The sequence below is a fragment of the Streptosporangium sp. H16 genome (assembly GCF_051918855.1).
Lineage (GTDB): Bacteria > Actinomycetota > Actinomycetes > Streptosporangiales > Streptosporangiaceae > Streptosporangium.
Genome location: NZ_JBPXMD010000010.1, coordinates 91,378 through 113,990, shown reverse-complemented (window position 1 = coordinate 113,990; position 22,613 = coordinate 91,378). Strand labels below are relative to the sequence as shown.

General features: G+C 70.9%; 23 protein-coding genes. 13 read left to right on the top strand and 10 right to left on the bottom strand.

Features of this window, described 5'->3' with window-relative positions; genetic code table 11:
* The first annotated feature begins 80 nt into the window (after positions 1–80).
* The 7 genes from ACTOQ2_RS18735 to ACTOQ2_RS18705 are packed head-to-tail and all read left to right on the top strand — an operon-like array spanning position 81 to position 6,005.
* The gene (locus tag ACTOQ2_RS18735; RefSeq protein WP_440100878.1) at positions 81–1,274 is read left to right on the top strand and encodes an amino acid ABC transporter substrate-binding protein; all 1,194 of its coding nucleotides are present in this window, start codon (positions 81–83) and stop codon (positions 1,272–1,274) included.
* Positions 1,275–1,278: 4 nt separating this feature from the next.
* Positions 1,279–2,166, top strand: a complete 888-nt coding sequence (locus tag ACTOQ2_RS18730; protein ID WP_440100876.1) for a branched-chain amino acid ABC transporter permease — start codon at positions 1,279–1,281, stop codon at positions 2,164–2,166.
* A complete protein-coding gene (locus ACTOQ2_RS18725; protein ID WP_440100874.1) occupies positions 2,150–3,193 on the top strand; it encodes a branched-chain amino acid ABC transporter permease in 1,044 nt (347 codons plus the stop codon). The genes ACTOQ2_RS18730 and ACTOQ2_RS18725 overlap by 17 nt, the downstream gene beginning before the upstream one ends.
* A complete protein-coding gene (locus ACTOQ2_RS18720) occupies positions 3,190–3,924 on the top strand; it encodes an ABC transporter ATP-binding protein (RefSeq protein WP_435289197.1) in 735 nt (244 codons plus the stop codon). Before ACTOQ2_RS18725 ends, ACTOQ2_RS18720 begins: the two co-directional genes overlap by 4 nt.
* Before the next feature lie 19 nt (positions 3,925–3,943).
* Positions 3,944–4,804, top strand: a complete 861-nt coding sequence (locus ACTOQ2_RS18715) for an ABC transporter ATP-binding protein (RefSeq protein WP_440101110.1) — start codon at positions 3,944–3,946, stop codon at positions 4,802–4,804.
* Complete coding sequence (locus ACTOQ2_RS18710; RefSeq protein WP_440100872.1) at positions 4,801–5,856, top strand: hypothetical protein; 1,056 nt, start codon at positions 4,801–4,803, stop codon at positions 5,854–5,856. Before ACTOQ2_RS18715 ends, ACTOQ2_RS18710 begins: the two co-directional genes overlap by 4 nt.
* Positions 5,853–6,005 (top strand): hypothetical protein, encoded by a 153-nt coding sequence (locus ACTOQ2_RS18705; RefSeq protein ID WP_440100870.1) that lies wholly within the window; start codon positions 5,853–5,855, stop codon positions 6,003–6,005. The genes ACTOQ2_RS18710 and ACTOQ2_RS18705 overlap by 4 nt, the downstream gene beginning before the upstream one ends.
* Positions 6,006–6,026: 21 nt before the next feature.
* On the opposite strand, the gene ACTOQ2_RS18700 is transcribed toward ACTOQ2_RS18705, so the two are convergent.
* Together ACTOQ2_RS18700 and ACTOQ2_RS18695 are read right to left on the bottom strand one after the other, a co-directional pair.
* Positions 6,027–7,109, bottom strand: coding sequence for an SDR family oxidoreductase (locus ACTOQ2_RS18700; RefSeq protein ID WP_440100868.1), 1,083 nt, complete (start codon positions 7,107–7,109; stop codon positions 6,027–6,029).
* Positions 7,110–7,122: 13 nt separating this feature from the next.
* Positions 7,123–7,530 carry a MerR family transcriptional regulator gene (locus tag ACTOQ2_RS18695; protein WP_440100866.1) on the bottom strand — a complete coding sequence of 136 codons (408 nt, stop codon included), beginning with the start codon at positions 7,528–7,530 and terminating at the stop codon, positions 7,123–7,125.
* 332 nt (positions 7,531–7,862) lie between these two features.
* Between ACTOQ2_RS18695 and ACTOQ2_RS18690 the strand changes: the two genes are divergently transcribed.
* Positions 7,863–8,282, top strand: coding sequence for a PPOX class F420-dependent oxidoreductase (locus tag ACTOQ2_RS18690; protein ID WP_440100864.1), 420 nt, complete (start codon positions 7,863–7,865; stop codon positions 8,280–8,282).
* 120 nt (positions 8,283–8,402) lie between these two features.
* Here ACTOQ2_RS18690 and ACTOQ2_RS18685 read toward each other — a convergent pair whose 3' ends face one another.
* The 3 genes from ACTOQ2_RS18685 to ACTOQ2_RS18675 all read right to left on the bottom strand — a co-directional run bounded on the left by ACTOQ2_RS18685 (position 8,403) and on the right by ACTOQ2_RS18675 (position 10,929).
* Entirely contained in the window at positions 8,403–9,122 is a 720-nt protein-coding gene (locus ACTOQ2_RS18685; protein WP_440100862.1) for a spermidine synthase, read from the bottom strand.
* Between the two features lie 101 nt (positions 9,123–9,223).
* A complete protein-coding gene (locus ACTOQ2_RS18680) occupies positions 9,224–10,111 on the bottom strand; it encodes an LLM class flavin-dependent oxidoreductase (RefSeq protein WP_440100860.1) in 888 nt (295 codons plus the stop codon).
* A gap of 101 nt (positions 10,112–10,212) precedes the next feature.
* Positions 10,213–10,929 (bottom strand): SDR family oxidoreductase, encoded by a 717-nt coding sequence (locus tag ACTOQ2_RS18675; protein ID WP_440100858.1) that lies wholly within the window; start codon positions 10,927–10,929, stop codon positions 10,213–10,215.
* An 88-nt stretch (positions 10,930–11,017) separates the two neighbouring features.
* Between ACTOQ2_RS18675 and ACTOQ2_RS18670 the strand changes: the two genes are divergently transcribed.
* Positions 11,018–11,596: a TetR/AcrR family transcriptional regulator gene (locus tag ACTOQ2_RS18670; RefSeq protein WP_440100856.1), complete on the top strand. Its 579-nt coding sequence runs from the start codon at positions 11,018–11,020 to the stop codon at positions 11,594–11,596.
* A gap of 181 nt (positions 11,597–11,777) precedes the next feature.
* Here the strand turns inward: ACTOQ2_RS18670 and ACTOQ2_RS18665 are convergent, their stop codons facing one another.
* Together ACTOQ2_RS18665 and ACTOQ2_RS18660 are read right to left on the bottom strand one after the other, a co-directional pair.
* A complete protein-coding gene (locus tag ACTOQ2_RS18665; RefSeq protein ID WP_440100855.1) occupies positions 11,778–12,869 on the bottom strand; it encodes an NADH:flavin oxidoreductase in 1,092 nt (363 codons plus the stop codon).
* Positions 12,870–13,005: 136 nt separating this feature from the next.
* The gene (locus ACTOQ2_RS18660) at positions 13,006–14,211 is read right to left on the bottom strand and encodes an MFS transporter (RefSeq protein ID WP_362680950.1); all 1,206 of its coding nucleotides are present in this window, start codon (positions 14,209–14,211) and stop codon (positions 13,006–13,008) included.
* 130 nt (positions 14,212–14,341) lie between these two features.
* On the opposite strand from ACTOQ2_RS18660, the gene ACTOQ2_RS18655 reads away from it, so the two are divergent.
* The 3 genes from ACTOQ2_RS18655 (at position 14,342) to ACTOQ2_RS18645 (ending at position 16,960) form a co-directional block, all read left to right on the top strand.
* Positions 14,342–14,695, top strand: coding sequence for a MerR family transcriptional regulator (locus ACTOQ2_RS18655; protein ID WP_362680948.1), 354 nt, complete (start codon positions 14,342–14,344; stop codon positions 14,693–14,695).
* Between the two features lie 348 nt (positions 14,696–15,043).
* On the top strand, positions 15,044–15,610 hold the full coding sequence (locus ACTOQ2_RS18650; RefSeq protein WP_440064173.1) for a TetR/AcrR family transcriptional regulator: 567 nt from the start codon (positions 15,044–15,046) through the stop codon (positions 15,608–15,610).
* A gap of 618 nt (positions 15,611–16,228) precedes the next feature.
* Positions 16,229–16,960 (top strand): mycothiol-dependent nitroreductase Rv2466c family protein, encoded by a 732-nt coding sequence (locus ACTOQ2_RS18645; protein ID WP_362680942.1) that lies wholly within the window; start codon positions 16,229–16,231, stop codon positions 16,958–16,960.
* Between the two features lie 258 nt (positions 16,961–17,218).
* On the opposite strand, the gene ACTOQ2_RS18640 is transcribed toward ACTOQ2_RS18645, so the two are convergent.
* A complete protein-coding gene (locus ACTOQ2_RS18640) occupies positions 17,219–17,764 on the bottom strand; it encodes a MarR family winged helix-turn-helix transcriptional regulator (protein ID WP_440100852.1) in 546 nt (181 codons plus the stop codon).
* 190 nt (positions 17,765–17,954) lie between these two features.
* Between ACTOQ2_RS18640 and ACTOQ2_RS18635 the strand changes: the two genes are divergently transcribed.
* Positions 17,955–19,580 (top strand): LLM class flavin-dependent oxidoreductase, encoded by a 1,626-nt coding sequence (locus ACTOQ2_RS18635; protein WP_440100850.1) that lies wholly within the window; start codon positions 17,955–17,957, stop codon positions 19,578–19,580.
* A gap of 70 nt (positions 19,581–19,650) precedes the next feature.
* On the opposite strand, the gene cydB is transcribed toward ACTOQ2_RS18635, so the two are convergent.
* Together cydB and ACTOQ2_RS18625 are read right to left on the bottom strand one after the other, a co-directional pair.
* The gene (gene cydB, locus ACTOQ2_RS18630; RefSeq protein ID WP_440100849.1) at positions 19,651–20,601 is read right to left on the bottom strand and encodes a cytochrome d ubiquinol oxidase subunit II; all 951 of its coding nucleotides are present in this window, start codon (positions 20,599–20,601) and stop codon (positions 19,651–19,653) included.
* An 11-nt stretch (positions 20,602–20,612) separates the two neighbouring features.
* On the bottom strand, positions 20,613–22,121 hold the full coding sequence (locus tag ACTOQ2_RS18625) for a cytochrome ubiquinol oxidase subunit I (RefSeq protein ID WP_440100847.1): 1,509 nt from the start codon (positions 22,119–22,121) through the stop codon (positions 20,613–20,615).
* Between the last annotated feature and the right edge of the window lie 492 nt (positions 22,122–22,613).

Below are 22,613 nucleotides of genomic sequence, written 5' to 3'. Positions count from 1 at the left end.
AAGGCGAAACCGATCCAAGCCCTGGAGGGTTCGACATGGTAAGGGCTCCCCTCGCCCTCAGAAGCCTTGCCTTGGTAGCGATGTGCAGTCTAGGCCTTTCCGCCTGCGGCGGCATCGGCGACGAGCCGGCCGCGGAGAGCGGTGGCACCGGTCCGGTCAAGGTCGGCATCTCCCTGCCGCTGACCGGTGATTTCTCCGAACCCGGCAAGGGTGTGCGGGAGGGGTACGAGGTTTGGGCCGACCAGGTCAACGCGGCCGGCGGCCTCCTCGGCCGGAAGGTCGAGCTGATCTTCCGGGACGACGCCTCCGACCCCAACCGTGTCGTCTCCGACTACGAGTCGCTCATCACCCAGGACAAGGTCAACCTGGTGTTCGGCCCGTTCTCGACCCGCCTGGTGATCCCCGCAGCCGAGGTCGCCGAGTCCTACGACATGCTGTTCGTCGAGCCCGCGGGCGCCGCCAAGGAGGTCTTCGAGCAGGGGTTCAAGAACCTGTTCTACGCCGCTCCGGCCATCGCGAGTGACCACTACAACTACCTGGCCGAGTACATCCTGGCGCTCCCGGCGGACAAGCGGCCCAAGACCGCGGCGTACGCCTCCCTGGACGACCCGTTCGCCCAGGGCACCGCCTACGGCCTGCGCGACAAGCTCGCCGCGGCCGGGATCAAGACCGTGGCCGACGAGGTCTACCCGCCGGAGACCACCGACTTCGCCCCCATCGCCGCCCGGATCGCCGACGCCAAGGCGGACATCGTGGTCGGCGGCACCCAGTTCGAGGACTCCGTCGGCCTGGTCCGCGCCCTGCAGGAACTCGGCGCCCAGCCCAAGCTCGCGGCCTTCTCCACCGGCCCCACCCTGCAGGAGTTCCCCGAGGCGGTCGGCGGCGCGGTCGAGGGCATCCTGTCGCCCGTGGGCTGGTCGCTCACCTCCGGCTTCCCCGGCAACGACGCCTTCGTCAAGCGCTACAAGGAGATGTTCAAGGGCGAGGCCAACGAGGACGCGGCCAACGGCTACACCGTGGGCCAGATCGTGCAGGCCGCCGTCAAGTCGGTCGGCTGCGTCGACCCGACCGAGGAGTGCCAGACGAAGCTCGCGGACCACATCCGCGCGGGCACGTTCGACACCATCGTCGGCCCGCTCTCCTTCGACGACAAGGGCCGCCCCGAGGCCGCGCACATGATCCAGCAGTACGTGGACGGCAAGGTCCAGATCGTGCTGCCCGAGGGCTCCAAGGCGCAGACCACCAAGCTGGTCTTCCCCAAGAAGGACTGGTGACCTGATGCCGTCGGGCTCCCTCCTGCTGCAGGGACTCGTCCTGGGCGTGCTGACCGGCGGCCTGTACGCCCTGCTCTCCTCGGGCCTGTCGCTGTACTTCGGCGTCATGCGCGTGGTGATGGTCGCCCACCCGGCGTTCCTCATCGTCGCCGCCTACCTCACCTACACGCTCAACGTCCGCCTCGGGCTCGACCCGCTGCTCACCATCCCGCTCACCGTGCCGCTGTTCTTCGCGGCGGGCGTGGCGATCCAGCGGCTGCTGATCTCCAGGCTCGCCTCCGACACGATGGCGATGATGTCGGTGCTGCTCACCTTCGGCATGGCCCTGATCATCGAGGGGGTGCTCGGCACCGTCTACACCGGCTCCTACCGGTCGATCAGCATGGACTACGCCACCCAGTCGCTGTCGCTTGGCGCGGTCCGCCTGCCCTACGACCGCATCATCGCCTTCTGCGTCGCCGCGCTCACTTTGGGCCTGCTCTTCGTGGTGCTGCGGATGACCCGCTTCGGCCAGTCCCTGCGCGCGACCATCCAGCACCCGCAGGCCGCCCGGCTGGTGGGCATCAGGACCGACCGGGTCACCGGATACGGCTTCGGGCTGGGCCTGGCCACCGCAGCGGTCGGCGGCGCCGTACTCGCGCTGATCACCCCGTTCTTCCCGGCCGCGCACTGGGCCTGGATCGGCAAGCTGATGGCGATCATCGTCGTAGGCGGCCTGGGCAGCGTGCAGGGGGCCGCCGCGGCCGCGCTCATGCTCGGTGTCATCGAGAGCCTGGTGCTGGTCACCGTCGACGCCACCTGGGCCACGATGATGTTCTACGTCTTCCTCTTCCTGACCCTCGTCGTGCGTCCCCAGGGATTCTTCGGAGGTCGCCTTGCGCAACGGTTCTAAGGCGGGTTCCAAGGGAGGTTCCGGGGCGAAGGCCGGGCTCTTCGCGCTCGGGGCGCTCCTCGCCCTGGCCTACCCGTGGCTGGCGCCCAACACCTATCTCCTCTACGCCGGCGTGCTCACCGTGATGTACGCGGTGATGGCCACCTCGTGGAACCTGCTCGGCGGGTTCACCGGATACGTCTCCCTCGGCCACTCGGCGTTCTTCGGGCTCGGCGCGTACGGCACCGGCCTGCTGATCACCCGGGCCGAGTGGAACTGGGTCCTCGCGCTGTTCGCCTCGGCCGTCGTGGTCGCGCTGTTCGCCGTGCTGGTCGGCATCGCCGCGGTCCGGGTGCGCGGAGCCTCCTTCGTGATCGTCTCCATCGCCCTGGTCTCCATGATGAACCTGCTGGTCCAGGGCTGGCGGTCGCTGACCGGCGGCTCCACCGGCCTGCGGGTGCCCGCGCAGTTCCGCGAGCTCAACCGCGGCGAGACGCACCTGGTGTTCTTCTACCTCTTCCTGCTCCTGCTCGTCGTGGTCCTGCTGACCTGGTGGTTCGTCGGCCGCTCCCGGTTCGGCAGCGGCCTGCGGGCCATCCGCGAGGACGAGGACAAGGCCGAGTCGCTCGGCGTGCCGACGGTCGCGTTCAAGGTCGTCGCCTACGCGTTGTCGGCACTGTTCGTGGCCCTGGCCGGCGGCCTGTACGCCGTCTGGTTCCGCAGCCTCGACCCGATCTTCGTCTTCTCGATCCTGATCGGCTCCTACATGGTTCTGATGAGCCTGCTCGGCGGGGTCCGCCACCTGTTCGGCCCGCTGCTCGGCGCGCTCATCGTGGCCCCGGCCGGGGAGTACTTCCTGGTCGCGCTCGGCGAGTCGCAGATTCACCTGACCGCGACCGGCCTGCTGCTGGTGCTCGTGGTCCTGTTCATGCCCGAGGGGATCATCCCGGCCGCCGCGAGGTTGCTGCGCCTGAGACGGCCCCCCGAGGCGTCGATCCGAGAGGAGACCGCCGCGCAGCGGGCGGAGATGCAGGAGGCGGCCCGATGAGCACGTCGCTGCGCACCGAGGGCCTGACCAAGGCGTTCGGCGGCGTGACAGCGGTGAACGGCGCGACGGTCGAGCTGGTGCACGGCAAGATCAACGGGTTGATCGGGCCGAACGGCTCCGGCAAGACGACCTTCTTCAACCTGGTCACCGGGATGATCCGGCCCGACTCCGGGCGGACCCTCTACGGGGACAGGGAGATCACCCGCTACTCGCCGCACCGCATCGCGCACGCAGGGCTGGGGCGCACCTTCCAGCTCTGCCGGGTCTTCCCCCGGATGACCGTGCTGGAGAACATGCTGGTGGCGGTGCGCCGCACCCGGCTGCGCGAACTGCTGGCCGGCAGCCACGACAGGGGGGAGGTCGAGCGGGCCCGCCACTGGCTGCGCAGGGTCGGCATCGACCACCTGGAGCACGCCGAGGCGCGCAACCTCTCCTACGGGCAGCAGAAGCTGCTGGAGCTCGCGGCCGTCTTCATGGGCGACCCCGAGCTGGTGCTGCTCGACGAGCCCGCCGGAGGGGTCAACCCGGCGCTGATCGAGCGGATCGTCACCCTCGTCCGCGAGCTCAACCAGGAGGGACGGACGTTCCTCGTCGTCGAGCACAACATGGACATGGTCATGGGGATGTGCGACCACGTGATCGTCTTCGACCGCGGTGCCCCCATCGCCGCGGGCCCGCCGGCGGTCGTGCAGAACGACCCCCGAGTGCTGGAGGCCTACCTCGGTGTCTGACGTGTCTGGCGTGTCTGAAATGCCCGCTCCGCGGGAGACCGTTCTCGAGCTGCGCGACGTCGAGGCCGGATACGGCAGGGCGGCGCTGGTGCTGCGCGGGCTCTCGGTCACGGTCCGCACGGGTGAGGTGGTCTGCCTGGTCGGGCCGAACGGCGCGGGCAAGTCGACGGTGCTCAAGGTGGCCAGCGGGCTGCTCGTCCCGCGCTCGGGCTCGGTGCTGCTCGGTGGCCGGGACGTCACCGGCGCCTCGCCGCAGGACCTCCTGGGCCAGGGGATGGCCCACGTGCTCCAGGGGCACAGCGTGTTCCGCGAGATGACGGTCGAGGAGAACGTGCGCCTGGGCGGCTACACCGTCCGGGACAAGGCCTGGATCAAACGGCGCGTCGAGGAGGTCAAGGAGATCTTCCCGGTGGTCGGCGAGCGCTGGACGAGCATCGCGGGCCTGCTCTCCGGCGGTCAGCAGAAGCAGGTGGAGTTCGCCCGCGCGCTCATGCTGGAGCCCAAGGTGATCCTGCTGGACGAGCCGTCGATGGGCCTGGACCCTAAGACGACCTCGACCGTCTTCGAGCAGATCGACCTGATGCGCCGGACCGGCGTCGCCGTCCTGCTGGTCGAGCAGAACGCCCGCCGCGCCCTGGAGATGGCCGACATCGGCTGCGTGCTGGACCTGGGCCGGGTGCACATCTCGGGACCTGCCGCGGAACTGGTCGAGGACCCCCGGCTGGGAGCCCTCTACCTCGGCGGCAGCGCCGCCAGGAAACCGGCCGGCCCGCCGGGAACTGCGGAGGGCGCGGCAGGGACGACGCCGCGGGGCACGCCCGGAACGCCGGAGGGCACGGCAGGGGAGACGCAGGTCAAGGCCGACACCACCCCGGCGTGACGTCGTCCTCCCCGCCTGCCGCGTCCTCCCCGGGACGGGCGGGCCGCCGCTGGACCGGGGCGGCCGGGGCGTGGCTCGGGCTGGGCGCCGCACCGGCGACCCTCACCATGGGGGCGGCGATGGCCGACCGCCACGGCGGGGCGGTGCCGATCGTCGCCGTCCTGCTCGGCGCCGCGCTCATGGCCGGGCTCCTGTACGGCCAGGGCATGCTGGGCCTGAGCTCGTCCCGCGCCGAGGGCGGCACGCTGACGGATGTCGCGCCCACCTACCTGTCCCCGGCCGCCCGCACCGCGGTGGGCGTCCTGCTCGCCCTGGCCATGATCGGCTGGAACGGCTTCAACGTGGGGCTGGGCGGCGCCTCGCTCGGCACCGTGACCTCCCTGCCGGGACCGGTGGGCGCGGTGCTGCTGGCCGCCGCCGTCCTGGCCGCCTCCCGCGCCTCCGGCCGGCTGGGCAACCGGATCGCGGTCGTCACCACGCTGGCGGCGCTCGCGCTGGTCGCCGTGTGCGTGACCAGGCTGAGCCCGCCCGTGCTGCCGGTCACCGCCGAGGTCCGCGGCATCCTGCCGGACGTGGCGGTCCTGGTCGGGTACGTCGCCGTCTTCGCGGTGCGGGCACCGGACTTCAGCCACGGCCTGGCCGGGCGGCGGGACCTGCTGGTGTGCGTGGCACTGCTGGTGGTCCCCGCGTCGCTGGCGACCCTGGCCGGCGCCGGGGTGTGGCTGCGCACCGGCTCGCCCGACGTGGTCGCGACGCTGGCGGGCACCGGTGACATCGCGGCGTTCGGCAACCTCTTCGTCGCCGCGGCGGTCTTCGCCCCCAGCCTGACCACCACCTACTCCGGCGCCCTGGCGATCAGGTCGGTCATGCCCGGCCTCTCCAGGGCCGCGGCCATGCTGGCGTCGCCGTCCCCGGCACGCTGCTGGCCGTCCTGCGGTTCGACCTCTATCTCCTGCCCTGGCTCTCGGCGCTGGCCGCGGCCCTGCCCCCGCTCGTCGTCCCGATGGCCGCCGAGGCCTGGCGCCGCCGCCGGGGCGGCACACCCCGCATGATCCCCATCTGGACGTGGGTCCCGGCCGGCGTCACGGCGACCGCCCTCGCCCTCCTCGGCGTCCCCGCCGCCCCCGTCGCCGGCCTCGCCCTGGCCCTCGTCGCCACCGCGCTCAACGCCTTCCGGCGCAGGCCCCCGGCGTTCTCCTGACGCGAGGAGCGTCCCGGGAGGTCACGCGTGGAGGCCGTGGAGGCTGTGGCCCTCCGGCAGGGTCAGTCCCAGCCGGATGTGGCTGTCGGCGGTCTCCACGATCGTCCCGGTGACGTCGCGGGGCTCCCAGCCCAGCACCGAACGGGCCTTGTCGTTGCTGATGACGGGGATCTGTCCCCCCAGGCCGGCGGCTTCTCGAAGGGACGGATCGGTCTTCGCGGCCTCGCGCACCTGCTCGATCGTCAGCTCGGCGGACGGCAGCAGGTCCGCGGCGGCGGGGAAGTGCTCACGCAGGATCCGGGCGATGTCGAAGAAGCTGATCGACGGCCCGCTGACCCCGATGAAGCGCTCGCCCGCCGCCTTCGGGTGCAGCATGGCCCGCAGATGCAGGTCCGCGACGTCACGCACGTCGACGACGCCGAAGTACATGATCGGCACCACGGGCATCTGCCCGGTCAGCATGGCCTTGACCAGGCCGGCCGACGCGGACGGACGGTCGCTCAGCACCGGGCCGAAGATGCCCGTGGGGTTGACGACCGCCAGCTCGATGCCGCCGTGGGTGCGGACGAAGTCCCAGGCCGCGCGCTCGGCGAGGACCTTCGACCGGTGGTAGGCGGGCAGGCCGTGAGTGTCCGGGTCGGTCCAGTCCTCCTCCGAGTAGTGGCCGCCGGGCTTCACCGTGTAACCGACCGCCGCGTAGGAGGAGGTCATCACCACGCGTGGCACGCCCGCGGCACGGGCGGCGGCGATGACCCGCAGCGCGCCGTCGCGCGCCGGGAGGATGAGTTCGGCCTCCGTCTCCGGAGGGGTGAACGGGAAGGGTGACGCCAGGTGCAGCACGTGGCCGACCCCGTCCACGGCGTCGGCCCAGCCCTTGTCGCCGGAGAGGTTCGCCACGGCGAACTCCAGGCGGCCGGCCGGATCGACCCCGGCCCGGCGGAGCTGGTCCAGCACCTCGGCCCGCTGTCCGGGCTCCCGGACCGTCACGCGGGTCCGGTATCCCTCGCGTAGCAGGCGGGCGACCGTGTGGCCGCCGACGTAGCCGGTGCCACCGGTGACCAGCACCGTCTCGTTCGCGGGGGTGGTGAGATCTTCTGCGCTCATCGTGATCGGTCCCTCAGTGGATGAATTCTGCCAGCACGCGCGTGATCTCGTTGATCGCGCGCTTCTCGGCGGCGGCGTCCCCGCGAGCGCGGGCGTCCCACATATCCGCTTTCTGTCGCAGATATGTCAGGCGCAGTCGCAGCTGCTCGATGTCGGCGGCCAGCTTCTCCGCCTGCGCGGCGAACAGGTCCCGCTGCTCGGCCGCCGCGGCGTTCCCCCGGGCGAGCAGGTCCAGGTAGCGGCGCATCCCGCTGACCGTCATCCCCGACGAACGCAGGCAGGACAGTGCCTCGACGCGGTCCGCGGTCGCCGCCTCGTACCGGCGATGACCGCTGGACTCGTCCCTGGCGACCGCTCCCAGCAGGCCGATCTTCTCGTAGTAGCGCAGCGTGGGCTCGCTGAAACCCGATCGTCGCGCCATCTCCTGGATGGTCAGACCCGCTGCTCGCTCTCCGGACGCCGTTGCCATGAAGGGAGCCTCCAACACTTGAAGCGCTTGAAGTCAAACCTCCCGTCGACGATATGACGCGGATCACTGTGATCATGAGGGGGCCGGGGTCCGGGGCGTCGGGCGCGTACGGCGGAGGCCGGTGGGGTCCGTGAGCCGCAGGGATCCCTCGGGGGCCGGTGAGCGGCTGTTTACGGAGGGTCGCCGGACCGTCACCATCCGGGATATGACACCGTGGATGTGTATCCCGTGAACCGCACGCGCCGCCTTCACCACAGGGGACGCCGGGGCGAAGAGGAGTGATCATGTCAAAGCCGCCGCTTCCCGAGGAAGCAGTCGCCATGCTGAGGAAGCCGAATCACGCCGTCATCACCACGCTTCGGCCCGATGGCCAGCCCGTGTCCACGGCCACCTGGTATCTCTGGGACGACGGCCGGATCCTGGTCAACATGGACGGGGGCCGCAAGCGGCTGGAGCACCTGCGCGAGGATCCCCGGGTCTCCCTCACCGTGCTCGACGAGAAGGACTGGTACACCCACGTCAGCATCGTCGGGCACATCGCCGAGCTGCGCGACGACGGGGATCTGACCGACATCGACCGGCTGGCCCGCCAGTATCTCGGGAAGGAGTATCCGGACCGGGAGCGCAGCCGGGTGAGTGCCTGGATCGAGATCGAGTGCTGGCACGGCTGGGGCGCGCACAAGGACAGCAACCAGCCCGGCTGACGTTCACGCCCGTCCGGGTGCCGGGCGGCTCGCCGGTCGAGACCGGATCTCGCCCGGCCTGATGGGCCGTCCCCGGACCGAACGCGGCCGGATGCCGAGGAGGCGGGCGGCGCCGGGGCGTCAGGTGACGTTCGTCGCGACATAGACGGTGTTGGCCGACTCGCCGCCCCGCAGCGGGTTGGGGAAGGTGACGACGTGCGCCCGCGAGGTCGTGAAGACCTCCGCGAGCACGGCGGCGAAGTCCGGGTCCGGCGGGTCGTCCGACCACAGGGCGAAGACGCCGCCCGGATGGAGGTGCTCGGCGAGCCGGTGCAGGCCCTCGGGGGTGTAGAGGGCGGCGTGGCTCGGGTGCAGCACGTGGCGCGGCGTGTGGTCGATGTCCACCAGGACGGCGTGGAAGCGCCGGTCCGGGGTCTCGGGGTCGAGGCCAGGACCGGCGGCGACCATCGCGAAGAAGTCGCCGTGGACCAGGCGGCAGCGGGGGTCCGACATCAGCCGGGCGCCGACCGGCAGCAGCTCCCGCTCGTGCCACTCGATCACCTCGCCGAGCGCGTCGATCACGACGAGCGAGCGCACGCGGGGGTCCTCGAGTACGGCCTGGGCGGTGTGTCCGAGCCCGAGCCCGCCCACGGCGACGTCGAGGTCCGTGCCCGGCAGCGCCGCCAGCCCGAGCCGGGCGAGCTCGATCTCGGCCACCGTGAACAGGCTCGACATGAGGAAGTCGTCGTCGAGTTTGATCTCGTAGACGTCGACGCCGAGCGAGGGCTCGCGCCGGCGCCGCAGGCTGATGGCGCCGATCGGCGTCGGACGCCAGTCGATCTCCTCGAAACGCGCGCTCATCGCAGCCGTCCGTCCATGGCGAAGGAGGCGGCCGGGCCGATGCCCGGGTCGGCCCCGGTGGTACCGGGCCTGAATCTATCCTGGCGGAGGCGCTCCGGTGGTCAGGTCAGGAGGGTGCGGACCTCGGCGAGCAGGTCGCACTGCTCGCGCCAGTCGCCTCCGGCGAACCCCAGGACCACGTGACGCGCCCCGGCCTCGCGGTAGGCGGCCAGCCGCTCGGCCGCCCGTGCGGGTTCCCCGGTGACGGGGAGTCTCGTCGCCTCCTCCAGCGGGATGCCGTACCCGGTGATGCCCGAGGCGATGGAGGCGCGGGTGGGCAGGCCGGGTGCCGAGCCGAGGACGCCGGTGGCACCGATGGCGACGACCGGCTCCGGACGTCCGCGGGCGGCGGCGAGTTCGGCCAGCACGGTCCTTCCCGAGGCCACCGCCGCCGGGGGGACCATCGAGGGGAACCAGCCGTCCCCGTGGCGTGCCGCCCGCCGCACGGCCACCGCCGACGCGTTGCCGACCCAGATCGGCGGGGGTGTCACGGCCGGTTCGAGCCGCACCTTCGCCTGCTCGTCCGCCAGCGTGACGGTCTCCCCGGCCAGCAGGCGCGGGAGCAGTTCCAGCGCGGTGTCGGTGCGCCTGCCGCGCTCGCCGTACGGCACCCCGGCCGCCGCCCACTGCCCGGCGCCGCCGCCGGACCCGACGCCCAGCACCAGCCGCCCGCCCGAGACGTGCTGGAGGCTCGCGATCTGCTTGGCCGACCACGCCAGGGGACGGATCGCCGGGATGAACACGCTCGCCCCGATCCGGATCCGCGTCGTCGCCTCCGCCGCGACGGCCAGTGCCACGGCGCAGTCCAGCGAGGCCGCCCCGGTGGCCAGGTGGTCGCCGTGCCAGACGCCGTCCAGCCCCGCCTCCTCCGCGTGCCGCGCGGCGGTGCCCAGGTCGAGCCGCTGTTCCCGCTGCACGGCGACGGAAGGCAGGATCACTCCGATCTCCATGGAGGCCATCCTTCAACCTCAAGCCTTCTCGAGGTCAATCCGCGGCGGGCGGCCGGGCGTGAGGGCGGGGGTGACGTCGCGGGGGGTTGCGGGGGAACGCCTCAGGCGGCGCTCCGCGGGAAGAGCTCGGCGGGGTCCAGGGCGGCCGCCGCCTTGACCTGCACGCTGACCGGGTCCGCGAGGATCTCCGCCGCTCCGGCCTCGATGCCGTCGAGCGCCTTCCGCGCGATCTCGGGGGCCGGGGTCTTCTGCACGGTCGGGTCCCGCAGGATGTCGGTGTCGGTGAAGCCCATGTGAAGGCTGGACAGCTCCACGCCCCGCGCGGGGAGCGTGTCGCGCAGGCCGTTGGTCGCCATCAGGAGCGCGGCCTTGGTCGACGCGTACGCGGTGTACGACCCGTAACCGGGTGCCACGAGGAGGCCCAGGGCCGAGTTGACGTTCTGGATGTGGCCGCCGCCGTTGCCGGCGATGACCGGGGCGAAGGCGCGCATGAGCCGCAGCGGGCCGAAGAAGTTCACCTCGAACTCGCGGCGGACGTCGTCGAGATCGTGGGTCAGGATGTCGTCGATGGCGAGGTCCACGCCCGCGTTGTTGATCAGGATGGTCACGTCGGAGGCCTGCTCGGCGGCCGCGGCGACCGCCTCGGGGTCGGTGACGTCCAGCTTCAGGGGCACGGCGTCCGGGGTGGAGACGGTCCTCGGGTCCCGGGCGGCGGCGTACACCTTGCGCGCGCCCCGCGCCAGAGCCTCCTCGACCAGGGCCCTGCCGATTCCGCGGTTGCCGCCGGTGACGAGCACGACGGCGTCTTGAATCTTCATGTGAGCCTCCAGGAGTCGGAAACCGATCGGTTTCCGCCATGGTAAACCGATCGGTTTCCGACGCCAAATCGGGAGGTACCCTTCAGGGGTGAGCACGATCCTGAAGGCCACCCCCCGCGAGCGGCTGCTGCGCGCCGCGGCGGACCTCTTCTACCGGGAGGGCATCACCGCGACCGGTGTCGAGCGGCTCTGCCGGGCCGCCGGGGTCTCGAAGCGGTCGATGTACCAGCTCTTCGAGACCAAGGACGAGCTGGTCGCGGAGAGCCTGGCGCTGCTCGGGGCGGACGTCCTCGCGGACTACCTTCCGGGTGAGGCGGCCGGGCTGACCCCGCGCGAGCGGATCGTGCACGTCTTCGAACGGCTGGAGGCGCTGGCCGGAGACCCGGCCTTCCGCGGCTGCCCGTTCGTCGGCACCGCCACCGAGCTCAAGGACCCGGCCCACCCGGCGGCCCTGGTGGCCCGCGCGCGCAAGCAGGAGCTGACCGACTTCTTCGCGCGGCAGGCCGCGCTCGGCGGTGCGGACGACCCGGAGACGCTGGCGGATCAGCTGACGATCGTGTTCGACGGGCTGGCCGCCCGCGCGGTGGTGCGGGGGAGCGGGGTCGGGGGGCTGGCCGTCACCACCGCGTCGGTGCTGCTGGACGCCGGCGGGCTGCGCGCCGGCTAGGTGTACTCGGTCGTGGCGTTGGCGACAGCCGGCTGATGGGTGGTGGGCCGCCCTCGACTCCGCAACTCTGAGGCCGCCGACCGGGGGACCTGGATCGTCGTGGCCCACACCCGGCTCCGCCTTGCACGCCCGCTCGTCCAAGACCTGCGGTACCCCTGGGAGAAGCCGACCCCGCCCGTTCTCAAAGGCCGCCGAATCGCCGAACAAAGCCCTGCCATCCCCGCATGTGATTGATGAAGCGTTCGCTCAGCCCGGCGGTGCGCAGGTACTGCGCCGTCACCGGAAGCTTCGGGCTTTCGTACAGAGGGTTTTCGTGTACTCGCCGGGGGAAGTCCCGCTGGAGAATGGCCGCCCGGCCGATCAGTACGAAGTCGCATCCCTCGTCCAGTAGTCGGCCGGCGCGCTGGGCGCTCGTGATCTTGCCCGCGGCTCCCACGCGTACGCCCTTGCGGGGGAGGTCTGTGAAGACGCTGAGCATGGTCTGCCCTTGAAACGCTCCTTCTCGAACGATCTGGGCAGAGTCCCACAGGGCCAGGTCGAGGTAGTCGATCAGTTCTCGATCGAGAATCTCGGCCGTGATGTCACGAAGTTCCTCCAGGCGTAGTCCGTAGCGTTCGACCGACAAGCGCCAGCCGATCTGGAACCGGGGGCCGCACGCTCGGCGGATTCCTTCGATCACCTCGATGGTGAGGCGAGCCCGGTTCTCCGTGCTGCCGCCGTACTTGTCTGTGCGGTCGTTCAGCAAGGGGGACATGAACTCCGACAGGATCCATCCGAAAGCGCCGTGGAGCGCGACGCCGTCGAACCCTGCCTGTTCTGCCCTCTTCGCGGCCGCGATGAAGCCGTCCCGGATTCGCTCCACCTGTTCCGTGGTCAGCGCTTTGACTCCCGGAACCGTGGCGCTGGAGGCAGGGGCTGGAACTCCCCCCAGTTCCGGTCGAGCGCGGTGGCCGGCGTGGTGCAACTGCACCGCGGACAGGCCGCCTCCCTCCCGAATCGCGGCTGCCATCTCGGTCAGGCCGGGCAGGTGTTCGTCGCTGTGAACACCCAGCTGCCGCTCGTACGCTATGCCGCCGGCCTCGACGGTGGCGGCGCCGGTTTGGATCAGGGCGTAACCGCCCCGCGCCACCTGCCTGATCCAATCCCGATCGAAATCGGACGCGGAGCCGTCATGCTCGCTTTGCTGATTGGTGAGCGGCGCCAGCATGAAACGATTCCTCATCGCAGGGCCATGCGAAAGAGTAAGCGGTTCGAACAAATCTGAGACGGACATGGGAGTCTCCGGGACCGGGTGGGTGGGGCGCCGTGTGATGACGGTTTGTTTCGCTGGTTCTGACCGACTTTCCGGCAGCGGGACCTACGGCGACATGGCGTGATCCGCTACGGAGATCGTGCGCACCGCTGTGGCGTCAGCCGGTTACGGGGCTGCGCCTGGGGAATGCGTGACCGCGCGCGAGGATGACGACGAGCACGATCGGTGCCAGGAGTACGACGGCCGCGATCATGAGAGATCCGGAGCCGAAACCGGCGAGGAGTACGCCGCCGACGAGCCCGCCGAGGCCGATGCCAAGATTCCAGGTGGTCACCATCGACGACTGTGCCGCGTCGGCGTGTTCACCTGCCGCTCGCATCAGTGCCGACTGAAGCAGGGTGGCCGCTCCGCCGAACGCGAGTCCCCAGGCCGCGACGGCGGCGTAGTCGGCCGCGGGGCTCGAGGCGAACGCGGCCAGTACCGCCGCGGCCGCGGCGAAGAGTGCGGTGCTGAGGACCACCAGGGTGCGGTGGTGGCGGTCGATGAGTACGCCGGTGAGCCAGATGCTGATGATCGAGGCGATGCCGAAGTCGAGGAGGATCCACTGGACCTGGTCCTCCAGCCCGACGTCGCCGAGGATCGGCGCGATGTAGGTGTAGAGGACGGTGTGCGCGAGCACGAAAGCGCCGGTGACCACGAGGACGGTGCGCAGGCCCCGCAGTCGCAGGATGCGACGGAAGGGGATCCTGTCCTCGACCTTCTGGCCGGGGAAGTTCGGCAGGGTCCGCACGGTCCAGATGATGAGCAGCCCGGTCAGGGCGGTGACGATGCCGAAGGTGAGCTGCCACCCGACGGCCTTGCCGAGGTACGCCCCGACGGGGACTCCGAGGGAGAGGGCCACGGGAGTGCCCGCCATGGCGAAAGCCATCGCCCGGCCCTTCAGCCTGGGGCCGACCAGACGTGCCGCGTAGCCACCGAGGAGGCTCCAGACGACGCCGGAGGAGGCGCCCGCGATGAACCGGGCTCCCATGGTCAGGGGGAAGCTGACGGAGACGGCGGTCACGAGGTTGGCTATCACGAAGCCCACGAGCGCGGCCAGGAACAGGTGGCGCCGTGGCCATGAGGCGGTGGCCAGCATGACGGGTATCGCCGTCAGGAGCGTGCCCGCCGCGTAGATGGTGACCGTCTGGCCGGCGACGGATTCCGAGACTCCGAGCGCGTGGCTCATCTGCGGCAGCACACCCGCCGGCAGCGCCTCGGTCTGGGTGGTGATCAGCCCGGCTGTGAAGAGGGCGATCAGGGGCGGGAGCGGCAGACGTTCCGCGGACGAGGTCCGTGCAACGTCCGTCTGGGTGGTGGTCACGACTGTTCCTTCACTGGTCAGAGCCTCGGAGAGAACTCCGGGTTCAGGTCGGGCCTCCGCGGTCGCGGCGACTCGACTAGGCTCCGACCTTGACATCAGTGAGAAGGCAAATTACGTCTCAGGAGATGTGGTGAGGATCAAGGAACTCTCCGAGCGGACCGGTGTTTCCGCTCGATTGCTGCGCTACTACGAGGAGCAGGGTCTCCTGAGTCCAGAGCGTGCGGAGAACGGTTACCGTGAGTACGACGAGTCCCACGAGGCGAGGGTCCGCCAGATTCGCAGCCTGCTGGATGCGGGCCTGACCACTGAGATCATCGGGACCGTGCTGCCCTGCCTGGCCGAGGCGGCGAACTCTCGGTATCCCGCCCCCGACTTCGTGAGCCGGGTCTGCCGGGAGCGCGAGCGCATGGCCGAGCGCCTGGCATGCCTGGCGAAGAACCTGAAGGCCATGGACGACTATCTGGACGCTCTCAACAAACGGTGACGCGCAGCCGCGTGGCGACGGCCGATGGCGAGCGCCTCGTAGGCGATGCGGGACGAGCGGGAGCCGGGGCGCCGTGTCCGACCGGTACAGGCGGCAGCGAACTCGTATCCGCGGGGCGAGCCGCGCCCGGGAGCCGGGCTCCCAAGGCGCTTCCGCGAGATCATCCACGCTATGGCCCTGCTCGACCGGCCGATCCGAACGCATCAACCCCTGGATCGGCAGGAGGACTGCGCCCATCGATCGCGACCGCAGCAGGGCGGCCATTCCTCCGAATGTGAGCCCCCGCGACCGCGGCGAAGCCGTCGCCGACGGTCCTCAATATTACCGAAAGTTCGGTAATATTGAGGGATGGCGCGTCTTCCCTCCATCGATCAGGCTCGGCTGCTCGACCTCCTCCTGCCCGTTTTCCGGGAGAAGGGCTTCGACGGGACCGTGATCGGCGACCTGTCGGCGGCCTCGGGCCTGCAGCGCGCGAGCCTCTACCACCGGTTCCCCGCCGGCAAGGAAGAGATCGCGGACGCGGTCCTCACCATGGTCGGCGAGCGCTTCCTGTGGATCCTCGAACCGATGCGAACGGACTCCGAGGTCGCGCGAGGGATCGCCGAGACCGCACGCCGCCTGAGTGACTTCTACGGGGCGGGGGCGCTGTCGTGCGTTCTCGACACGATGACGCTGGCGGGGACTCCGGCGAAGGTCCGCGATCACGCTCGCTCGCTCGCCGTGACGTGGATCGACGCGATGGCCGAGGCCGCGCAGCGCGCCGGACGGCAGCCCGAAGACGCCCGAAGCGCCTCGAACGACGCGTTCCTGCGGATCGAGGGAGCGCTGGTGCTGGCACGGGTGCTGGGCGAGACGCGTGCTTTCACCGAAACCGTGGCCCTCCTGCCGAGCCTGCTGATGCCCGCGCAGAGCTAGAGCCAGGGCTCGACCGGCTCCTCGGCTCGCCGACGGCCGGCGGGGCTCGCTCCGCTCCGTGGCGTGGTCGTGGTCCCACGGGGAACCGCCGCCTCGCGAAGGGCGCGCCATCGGCCCCGCGACGAGTCCCGTCCCACTTCGGCCGATCCGCCAGGTCGCCGCACCGCGGTCACCGACCTGTCGGTTTGTTGAGGAGTGCGCCGCCGATCTGGGGACCTCGGTGCCACGTCGGCGGATCCGGTCCGCCGGAGGGCTGTGGGCGAAGGGTGTGGCGCGCATCACTCTTCATAATTACCGAACGTACGGTAAATTGAAGTTGTTCGTCTCGCTCGACCTGGAGGAGGGTCTTTCGTGAGCGGCAAGACCGCAGTCGTGGTGCTGTCCGACCCCTCGACCGGCACCGACGAAGCGCTGGGCCAGGTGTTCGACGCCCTCGCGGCGGCGTGTGTCTGCTGAACCGGCGTGTGAACGAACTCCTCCGCCGGCCCGTTCACGGTCCCTGACCAAGGAGTCGCCGTCACCGGGTCGGCGACGAGCGCGGCGGGATACCGATGAATCCACACCGTTCCAGCAGTCATCGCATCGAAGACCAGCCGACCTAGGATCGTCGACATGATCATGAATTCAGCAAAGAAAGCTGATATCAACTTCTATTTCGACCCCATCTGCCCGTTCGCGTGGATGACGAGCAAGTGGATCCGGATCATTCAGGCGCAGCGCGACTACACCGTCGACTGGCGATTCATCTCACTGCGGCTCATCAACTCGCACATCGACTACGACACCCACTTCCCCGAGGAGTACCACGACCAGCACACCTCGGGCTTGCGACTGCTGCGGGTGGCTTCGGCTGCCAGGGAGAAGCATGGCCGCGAAGCGATCGGCCCGCTCTACGCGGCCTTCGGCGCGCGCATCATGGAGGCCGGACCCGACGAGGGCCGAGCCCCCGGCTGGCGAAGCACCCCCGGCCTCGTCGTCGGCGCCCTCGCCGAAGCCGGCCTGCCGGCCTCGCTCGTCGAGGCACTCGACGACACGACCCGCGACGTCGAGATCCAGGCCGAGTCCGACGAGGCGCTCTCGCTGACGGGCAGGGACGTCGGCACGCCGATCGTGCACTTCGAACCGCCCGAGGGCGTCGCCTTCTTCGGACCGGTGATCAGCCGGCTGCCCGACGACGAGCAGGCGGGGGTGCTGTGGGATCACGTCATCGGCCTTGCCCGGTTCCCGGGCTTCGCCGAACTCAAGCGCAGCCTGCGCGAGCGTCCGCAGCTACCGTCATTCGGCGTCACGGTACAGGAGACCGGTAGGACCGAGGACTGGCACGCAGGAAGCCGCAGGCTCAAGAAGTAGCTCAGCCGGAGTGCTCCTTCGCCGGCCGGTCTGATGCAGCCGGCCCCAGACCCTGTGGGGACCGGATGGCGAAGCCGCGATGCACGGTCGACTTCGATGCTCCGAAACACGGTGGCGATGCCCGCCACGCACAGCCGCTGAGCAGGACGTAGAGGATCGCGGCGATCACCACGGTGCCGGGCGGCGGTGAGGTCTCCTGCGAGGGCCTACGCACCGACCCGGTATCCGCGTTCGGCTGGGCGCGGCTCGTTCCGGTGTTCAGCCGCGGGCGGAGCGCCGGGGTTTGGGAGGAGCGCCGTCGGGGTCCAGCTCCTCGACGATCCGGCAGGCGCTGTGCACCGGGTCCAGGCTGTTGGCCCGGACGGCCAGCTTCCGCAGCAGTTCCCGGAACACCGAGCGGTCGGCCGGGTCCAGCGGTGCCAGCACGTGCTCCTCGGCGTGTTCCAGCCGGGACTGGGTGTCGGTCCAGGTCGCCCTGCCCTGCTCGGTGGCGACGACGCGCTTGTTGCGCCGGTCGGCGGGGTCGGGGCGGCGCTCGACCAGGCCGGCCTTCTCCAGGTCGTCGAGCAGGTAGGTCATCACCGTCTTGTCGACGCCGAGGCGCTGTGCCAGCGCGCCCTGGCCGCCCGGCAGCCCCTGGACCGCGGCGACGAGCACCTGGTAGCCGCGCGGGCCACCGGGGAGGTGGCTGACCAGCGCGTTCGCGGTCCTGACGTAGGAGCGGAAGACCACTCCGAGTGTCCAGCCCAGGTCGGTGTCCAGGGCATCCGGGGTCTCGGCGCCGGAACGTGGGGTGGCGGGCATGTCACGAGATTACCAGGATCAACGGTCAGTAAGACCTTCTGTTTGACAATTCATCTACTTTACATACGATCTGTCGTGCCGCACTATCGCGGTGCCACGCGTCCATGTGTCCGGGAATCCGGGCAAATGGGCAAATGGGCATCCGGGGGGACGCGTGCCGCGCAGCCGAGATGACGCACCGAGGAGAGACATGGCCGACTACGGGCACGAGCTGCTGTTCGGGACCTTCCTGACCCCGATGGCCGACCAGGCCGAGAGGGTCGTCGCGCTCGCCCGGCTCACCGACCAGGCCGGTCTGGACCTGGTGACCGTGCAGGATCATCCGTACCAGGCGCGGTTCCTGGACACGTGGACGCTGCTGTCGGTCATCGCGGCGAGCACCTCGACGGTGCGGGTGTCGCCGAACGTGGCGAACCTGCCCCTGCGCCCGCCCGCGGTGCTCGCCCGCAGCGTCGCGACCCTGGACATCCTCAGCGGAGGCCGCGTCGAGCTCGGGCTCGGAGCGGGCGGCTTCCGGGACGGCATCGCCGCCGTCGGCGGTCCCAAGCTGACCGCCGCCCAGGGAGTCGACGCGCTGGAGGAGGGCATCCAGGTCATCCGGGCCATCTGGGCGGAGGAGGGTGGAGCCGTACGGGTCGACGGACGTCACCACCGCGTCTGGGGAGCGCATCCCGGTCCGGCGCCCGCCCACGACGTCGGCATCTGGCTGGGGGCCTACAAGAAGCGCATGCTCGACATGACCGGCAGGCTCGCGGACGGCTGGCTGCCCACCCACGCCTACGCCGCCCTGGACGCCCTCCCGGCCATGAACGCGATCATCGATGAGGCCGCTCTCGGCGCGGGGCGCTCACCGGCCGACGTACGGCGCCTGTACAACATCGCCGGCACCTTCACCGGTTCCGGCCGGGACTTCCTCCAGGGGCCGGCGAGCGTCTGGGTCGAGCAGCTCGCCGAGCTCACCCTGGAGCAGGGGATGAGCGCCTACATCCTCGCGAGTGACGACCCCGACGACATCCGGCGCTTCGCCGCCGAGGTCGTCCCCGGCGTGCGCGAGCTCGTGGCCGCCGAGCGCGCCGCCTCGAGCGCGCCGGCCGCCGGGGACCGGTCCCGGCCGGCCGAGACGGGCACGCGGGCCGGTGACCGGAGCGCGTCACCGGCCACCACGTCGGCCACCTCGCCGGACACCGTCGCGCCCGACCGCACCGGAGGCGGGGTCCCCGCACTGGGGTTCATGCCGACCCCGGACGACGGCACCCGGCTCACCGACGTCCGGGTCTGGGACGAGTCCACCCGTCCCACCGGCCCGGCCCCCGACCCGGCCCGCACCTACACCGCCAGGGAGCAGGCGGCCGGACACCACCTCGTCGAGGTCCACGACCAGCTCCGCCAGGAGCTCGCCGAGGTCCGGCGGCTCGTCGAGGAGGTCACCGCCGGGGCGATGGATCCCGGCGTCGCGCGCTCGCACATCAACACGATGACGATGCGCCAGAACAACTGGACGGCCGGGGTGTACTGCGAGTCCTACTGCCGGATCGTCACGACCCACCACACCATCGAGGACCAGAGTCTCTTTCCCCACCTGCGCCGCGCGGACCCCAGGCTGGTGCCCGTCGTCGACCGTCTGGAGCAGGAGCACCACGCCATCCACGAGGTCCTCGAAGGCGTCGACCGGGCGCTGGTCGCCTTCGTCTCGGAACCCGACGGCCACAAGGTCCTGTGGGCCGCCCTGGACCTGCTGACCGACGCGCTCCTGTCGCACCTGTCCTACGAGGAGAGGGAGCTCGTCGAGCCGATCGCCCGGCTCGGCGCGCACTGAGGCGGCCGGTCGAGACGGCCGGTGCTGAGAGGTGTCCGGTCGAGGCGACCGGTCCAGGCGGCCGGCGTTCTCAGGACACCTCGGCGACCAGGCGCCTGCGGAAGACCCAGTACGACCAGGCCTGGTAGCCGAGCACGAACGGCAGCGCGATCAGGCCGATCCAGGTCAGCACCCCCAGCGTGTACGGGCCCGAGGCGGCCTCGGCGACGGTGAGGCCGGGGAACGGGGCGGGCCACAGGGCGCCGAACAGGGCGGCGCCGCCCAGCGCGATGGACGAGGCCGTGGCGGCGAACGCCCAGCCGTCCCGGCCGCGCCAGGTCAGCGCGACCCCGGCGGCCAGGGCCGCCATCGAGGCGAGCGCGCCCGCCCACAGCCACGGGCTGGTCGGCGCCGCCGACCAGGCGCCGACCGCCGTACCCGCGACGGGGATGTGCGACAGGGCCGCCACCGCGGCGGGCAGCGCCACCGCGGAGGCGAGCATCGCGGCGCGCCGGGCGCGGGAGCGCACCGGCCCGGTGGTCTTGAGCGCGACGAACACCGCCCCGTGCAGCACGCACACCGAGAGCGAGAACAGCCCGCCGACCAGGGCGGCCGTCGCGCTGCCCCGCAGCAGGTCGGCGAAGACGGCGCCCCACAGGAACGCGGGCAGGGCGCTGCCGACCAGCACGCCCAGGTCGCACCAGGCGCGGTCGGCGGCGTGCCGGACCTTGCCGCGCCACTCCAGGCCGACGCCGCGCACGATCAGCCCGACGAGGACCAGCACGATCGGCAGGTAGAACTCGCTGAGCACCCCGGCGTACCAGGCGGGGAAGGCGGCGAACATGGCGCCGACCGCGGTGATCAGCCAGACCTCGTTGCCGTCCCAGACCGGGCCGATCGTGCCCAGGACCTGCTTGCGTTCGGCCTCGTTCCTGGCCAGCGCCGGTGCCAGCATGCCCACGCCGAAGTCGAAGCCCTCCAGCACGAAGTAGCCGGTCCACAGGAACGCGATGACCGCGAACCAGAAGGTGGTGAGTTCCATCGTCGTCGCCTTCAGTACATGAGGGTCGGCTGGAGCCGGGCGTCCGCGCTCTCGTCGTCGTCGCGGGAGGGCGGCGTACGGGGAGCGGCGGGGGCGGCGGGCTCGGGGCCCGTCTTGACGTGGCGCGTGAGCAGTATCGCCTCGGCCAGCGCGAGCGCGCCGTACAGCACCGTGAAGACCGCCAGCGAGACGGCCACCTCGGCCAGGCTGACGCCCGGCGAGACGCTCGCGGCCGTGAGCAGCTCGCCCTGGACTGTCCACGGCTGGCGGCCGATCTCGCTGAGCAGCCAGCCGGAGATCATCGCGATCGTCGGCAGCGGCAGCGCGAGCAGGCAGATCCGGGCGAACCAGGCGGGGATCTCACGCGGGGTACGGGCGGCCACGGGGGTGCCGCGGCGCCTGCGGCGGGTCAGCCAGAGGCCGAGCACCGACAGGCCCACCGTGGACAGACCGAAGACGATCATCACGCGGAAGGACCAGAAGACCACCGGGAGGTTGGGCCGGTAGTCGCCGGGGCCGAACTGCTCCTCGTACCGCGCCTGCACGTCCTCGACGCCCTGGACCACCGCGTTCGGGTCGTCGGTGGCCAGGAAGCTGAGCAGCATGGGCACCTCCAGCCCGGGGACGGGGGAGAACGGCGCGCCGGCGGTGTCGTGCCGGAGTCCCTCGGCCGAGGCGAGCTTCATGGGCTGCTGCTCGTACAGCAGCTTGGCCGACATGTCGCCGCTGCCCGCGACCAGGGCCCCGGCGATCGCCGTCATCACCAGCGCGGCCCGCATCGGGGTCCGCCAGATGCTCACGCCTCTGCTCACACCTCGCGGCGCCGGTGCGGTCCCGCCGGTGGCCGCGGCCGCGGCCGTGGCGGTGGTGGCCGTGGCGGCGGCGGAGGCGGCGTGGCGCTCGCGCAGGAGGTGGTAGCCGCAGACCGCCAGCACGAAGCCGCCCGCCACGACGAAGGCTCCCGCGATCACGTGGGGCACCTGGGCGAGCGCGGTGGAGTTGGTGAGCACCGCCCACAGGTCCGTCATCCTGGCCTTGCCGTCGACCACCTCGTACCCGACCGGGTGCTTCATCCAGGCGTTGGCGGCGAGGATGAAGTACGCCGACAGGTTGGACCCGATGACCGCGGCCCAGATGGTGGCCAGGTGGACGCGCCTGGGAAGCCTGTCCCAGCCGAAGATCCACAGGCCGATGAAGGTCGACTCCAGGAAGAAGGCGAGCAGGGCCTCCAGTGCCAGCGGGGCGCCGAAGACGTCGCCCACGAAGATCGAGTACTCGCTCCAGTTCATGCCGAACTGGAACTCCTGCACGATGCCGGTCACCACGCCCATCGCGAAGTTGATCAGGAAGAGTTTCCCGAAGAACTTCGTGAGCCGCAGGTAGTGCTCCTTTCCCGTGCGGTACCACGCGGTCTGCAGCCCGGCCACGAAGACGCCGAGCCCGATCGTCAGGGGTACGAACAGGAAGTGGTACACGGTGGTCACCCCGAACTGCCACCGGGCCAGGTCTAGCGCTTCCATCGTTCCCTTTTGTTCCCTTCGCGGGCCTGGAGCTCTACAGCTTGTAGTTCTACTTCTAGTAGTACTACGGCTTGTAGAGCTATGGATGGGAGAGGCGCCGCGAGCTACTGCGATCTTTGTCACATGGTCCGCCGGGAGACCGCACTTCTCCGTTGGACCGAGATCGTCTCCGTCGGCTCGCGACGCCGGCTCTCCCGTGCGCCACCGGGGACCCCTCCCCGGATGTCCCCGCCCGAAGGGACGTCCGTCCCGTCGCGCCGGGCGATCCCCGTGCCGCCATCCCCCGGGGCGTGACTCCATGGTGGGCCGGGCGCCCCCTGCGAGGCGTCCGCCTCCGGAGTGATTTCCCGGTACGCCGGGCGGCGGACCCGCCACCCCCCCGATGACCGGGTTGTTCTCCACGCGACCGGGTCAAGCCACTGCAAACGGCTCGCAAGCACTCCGTAAGGAGCGGTACGGGGACCTGCAAGCCCCTCCCCATACAAAGGAGTC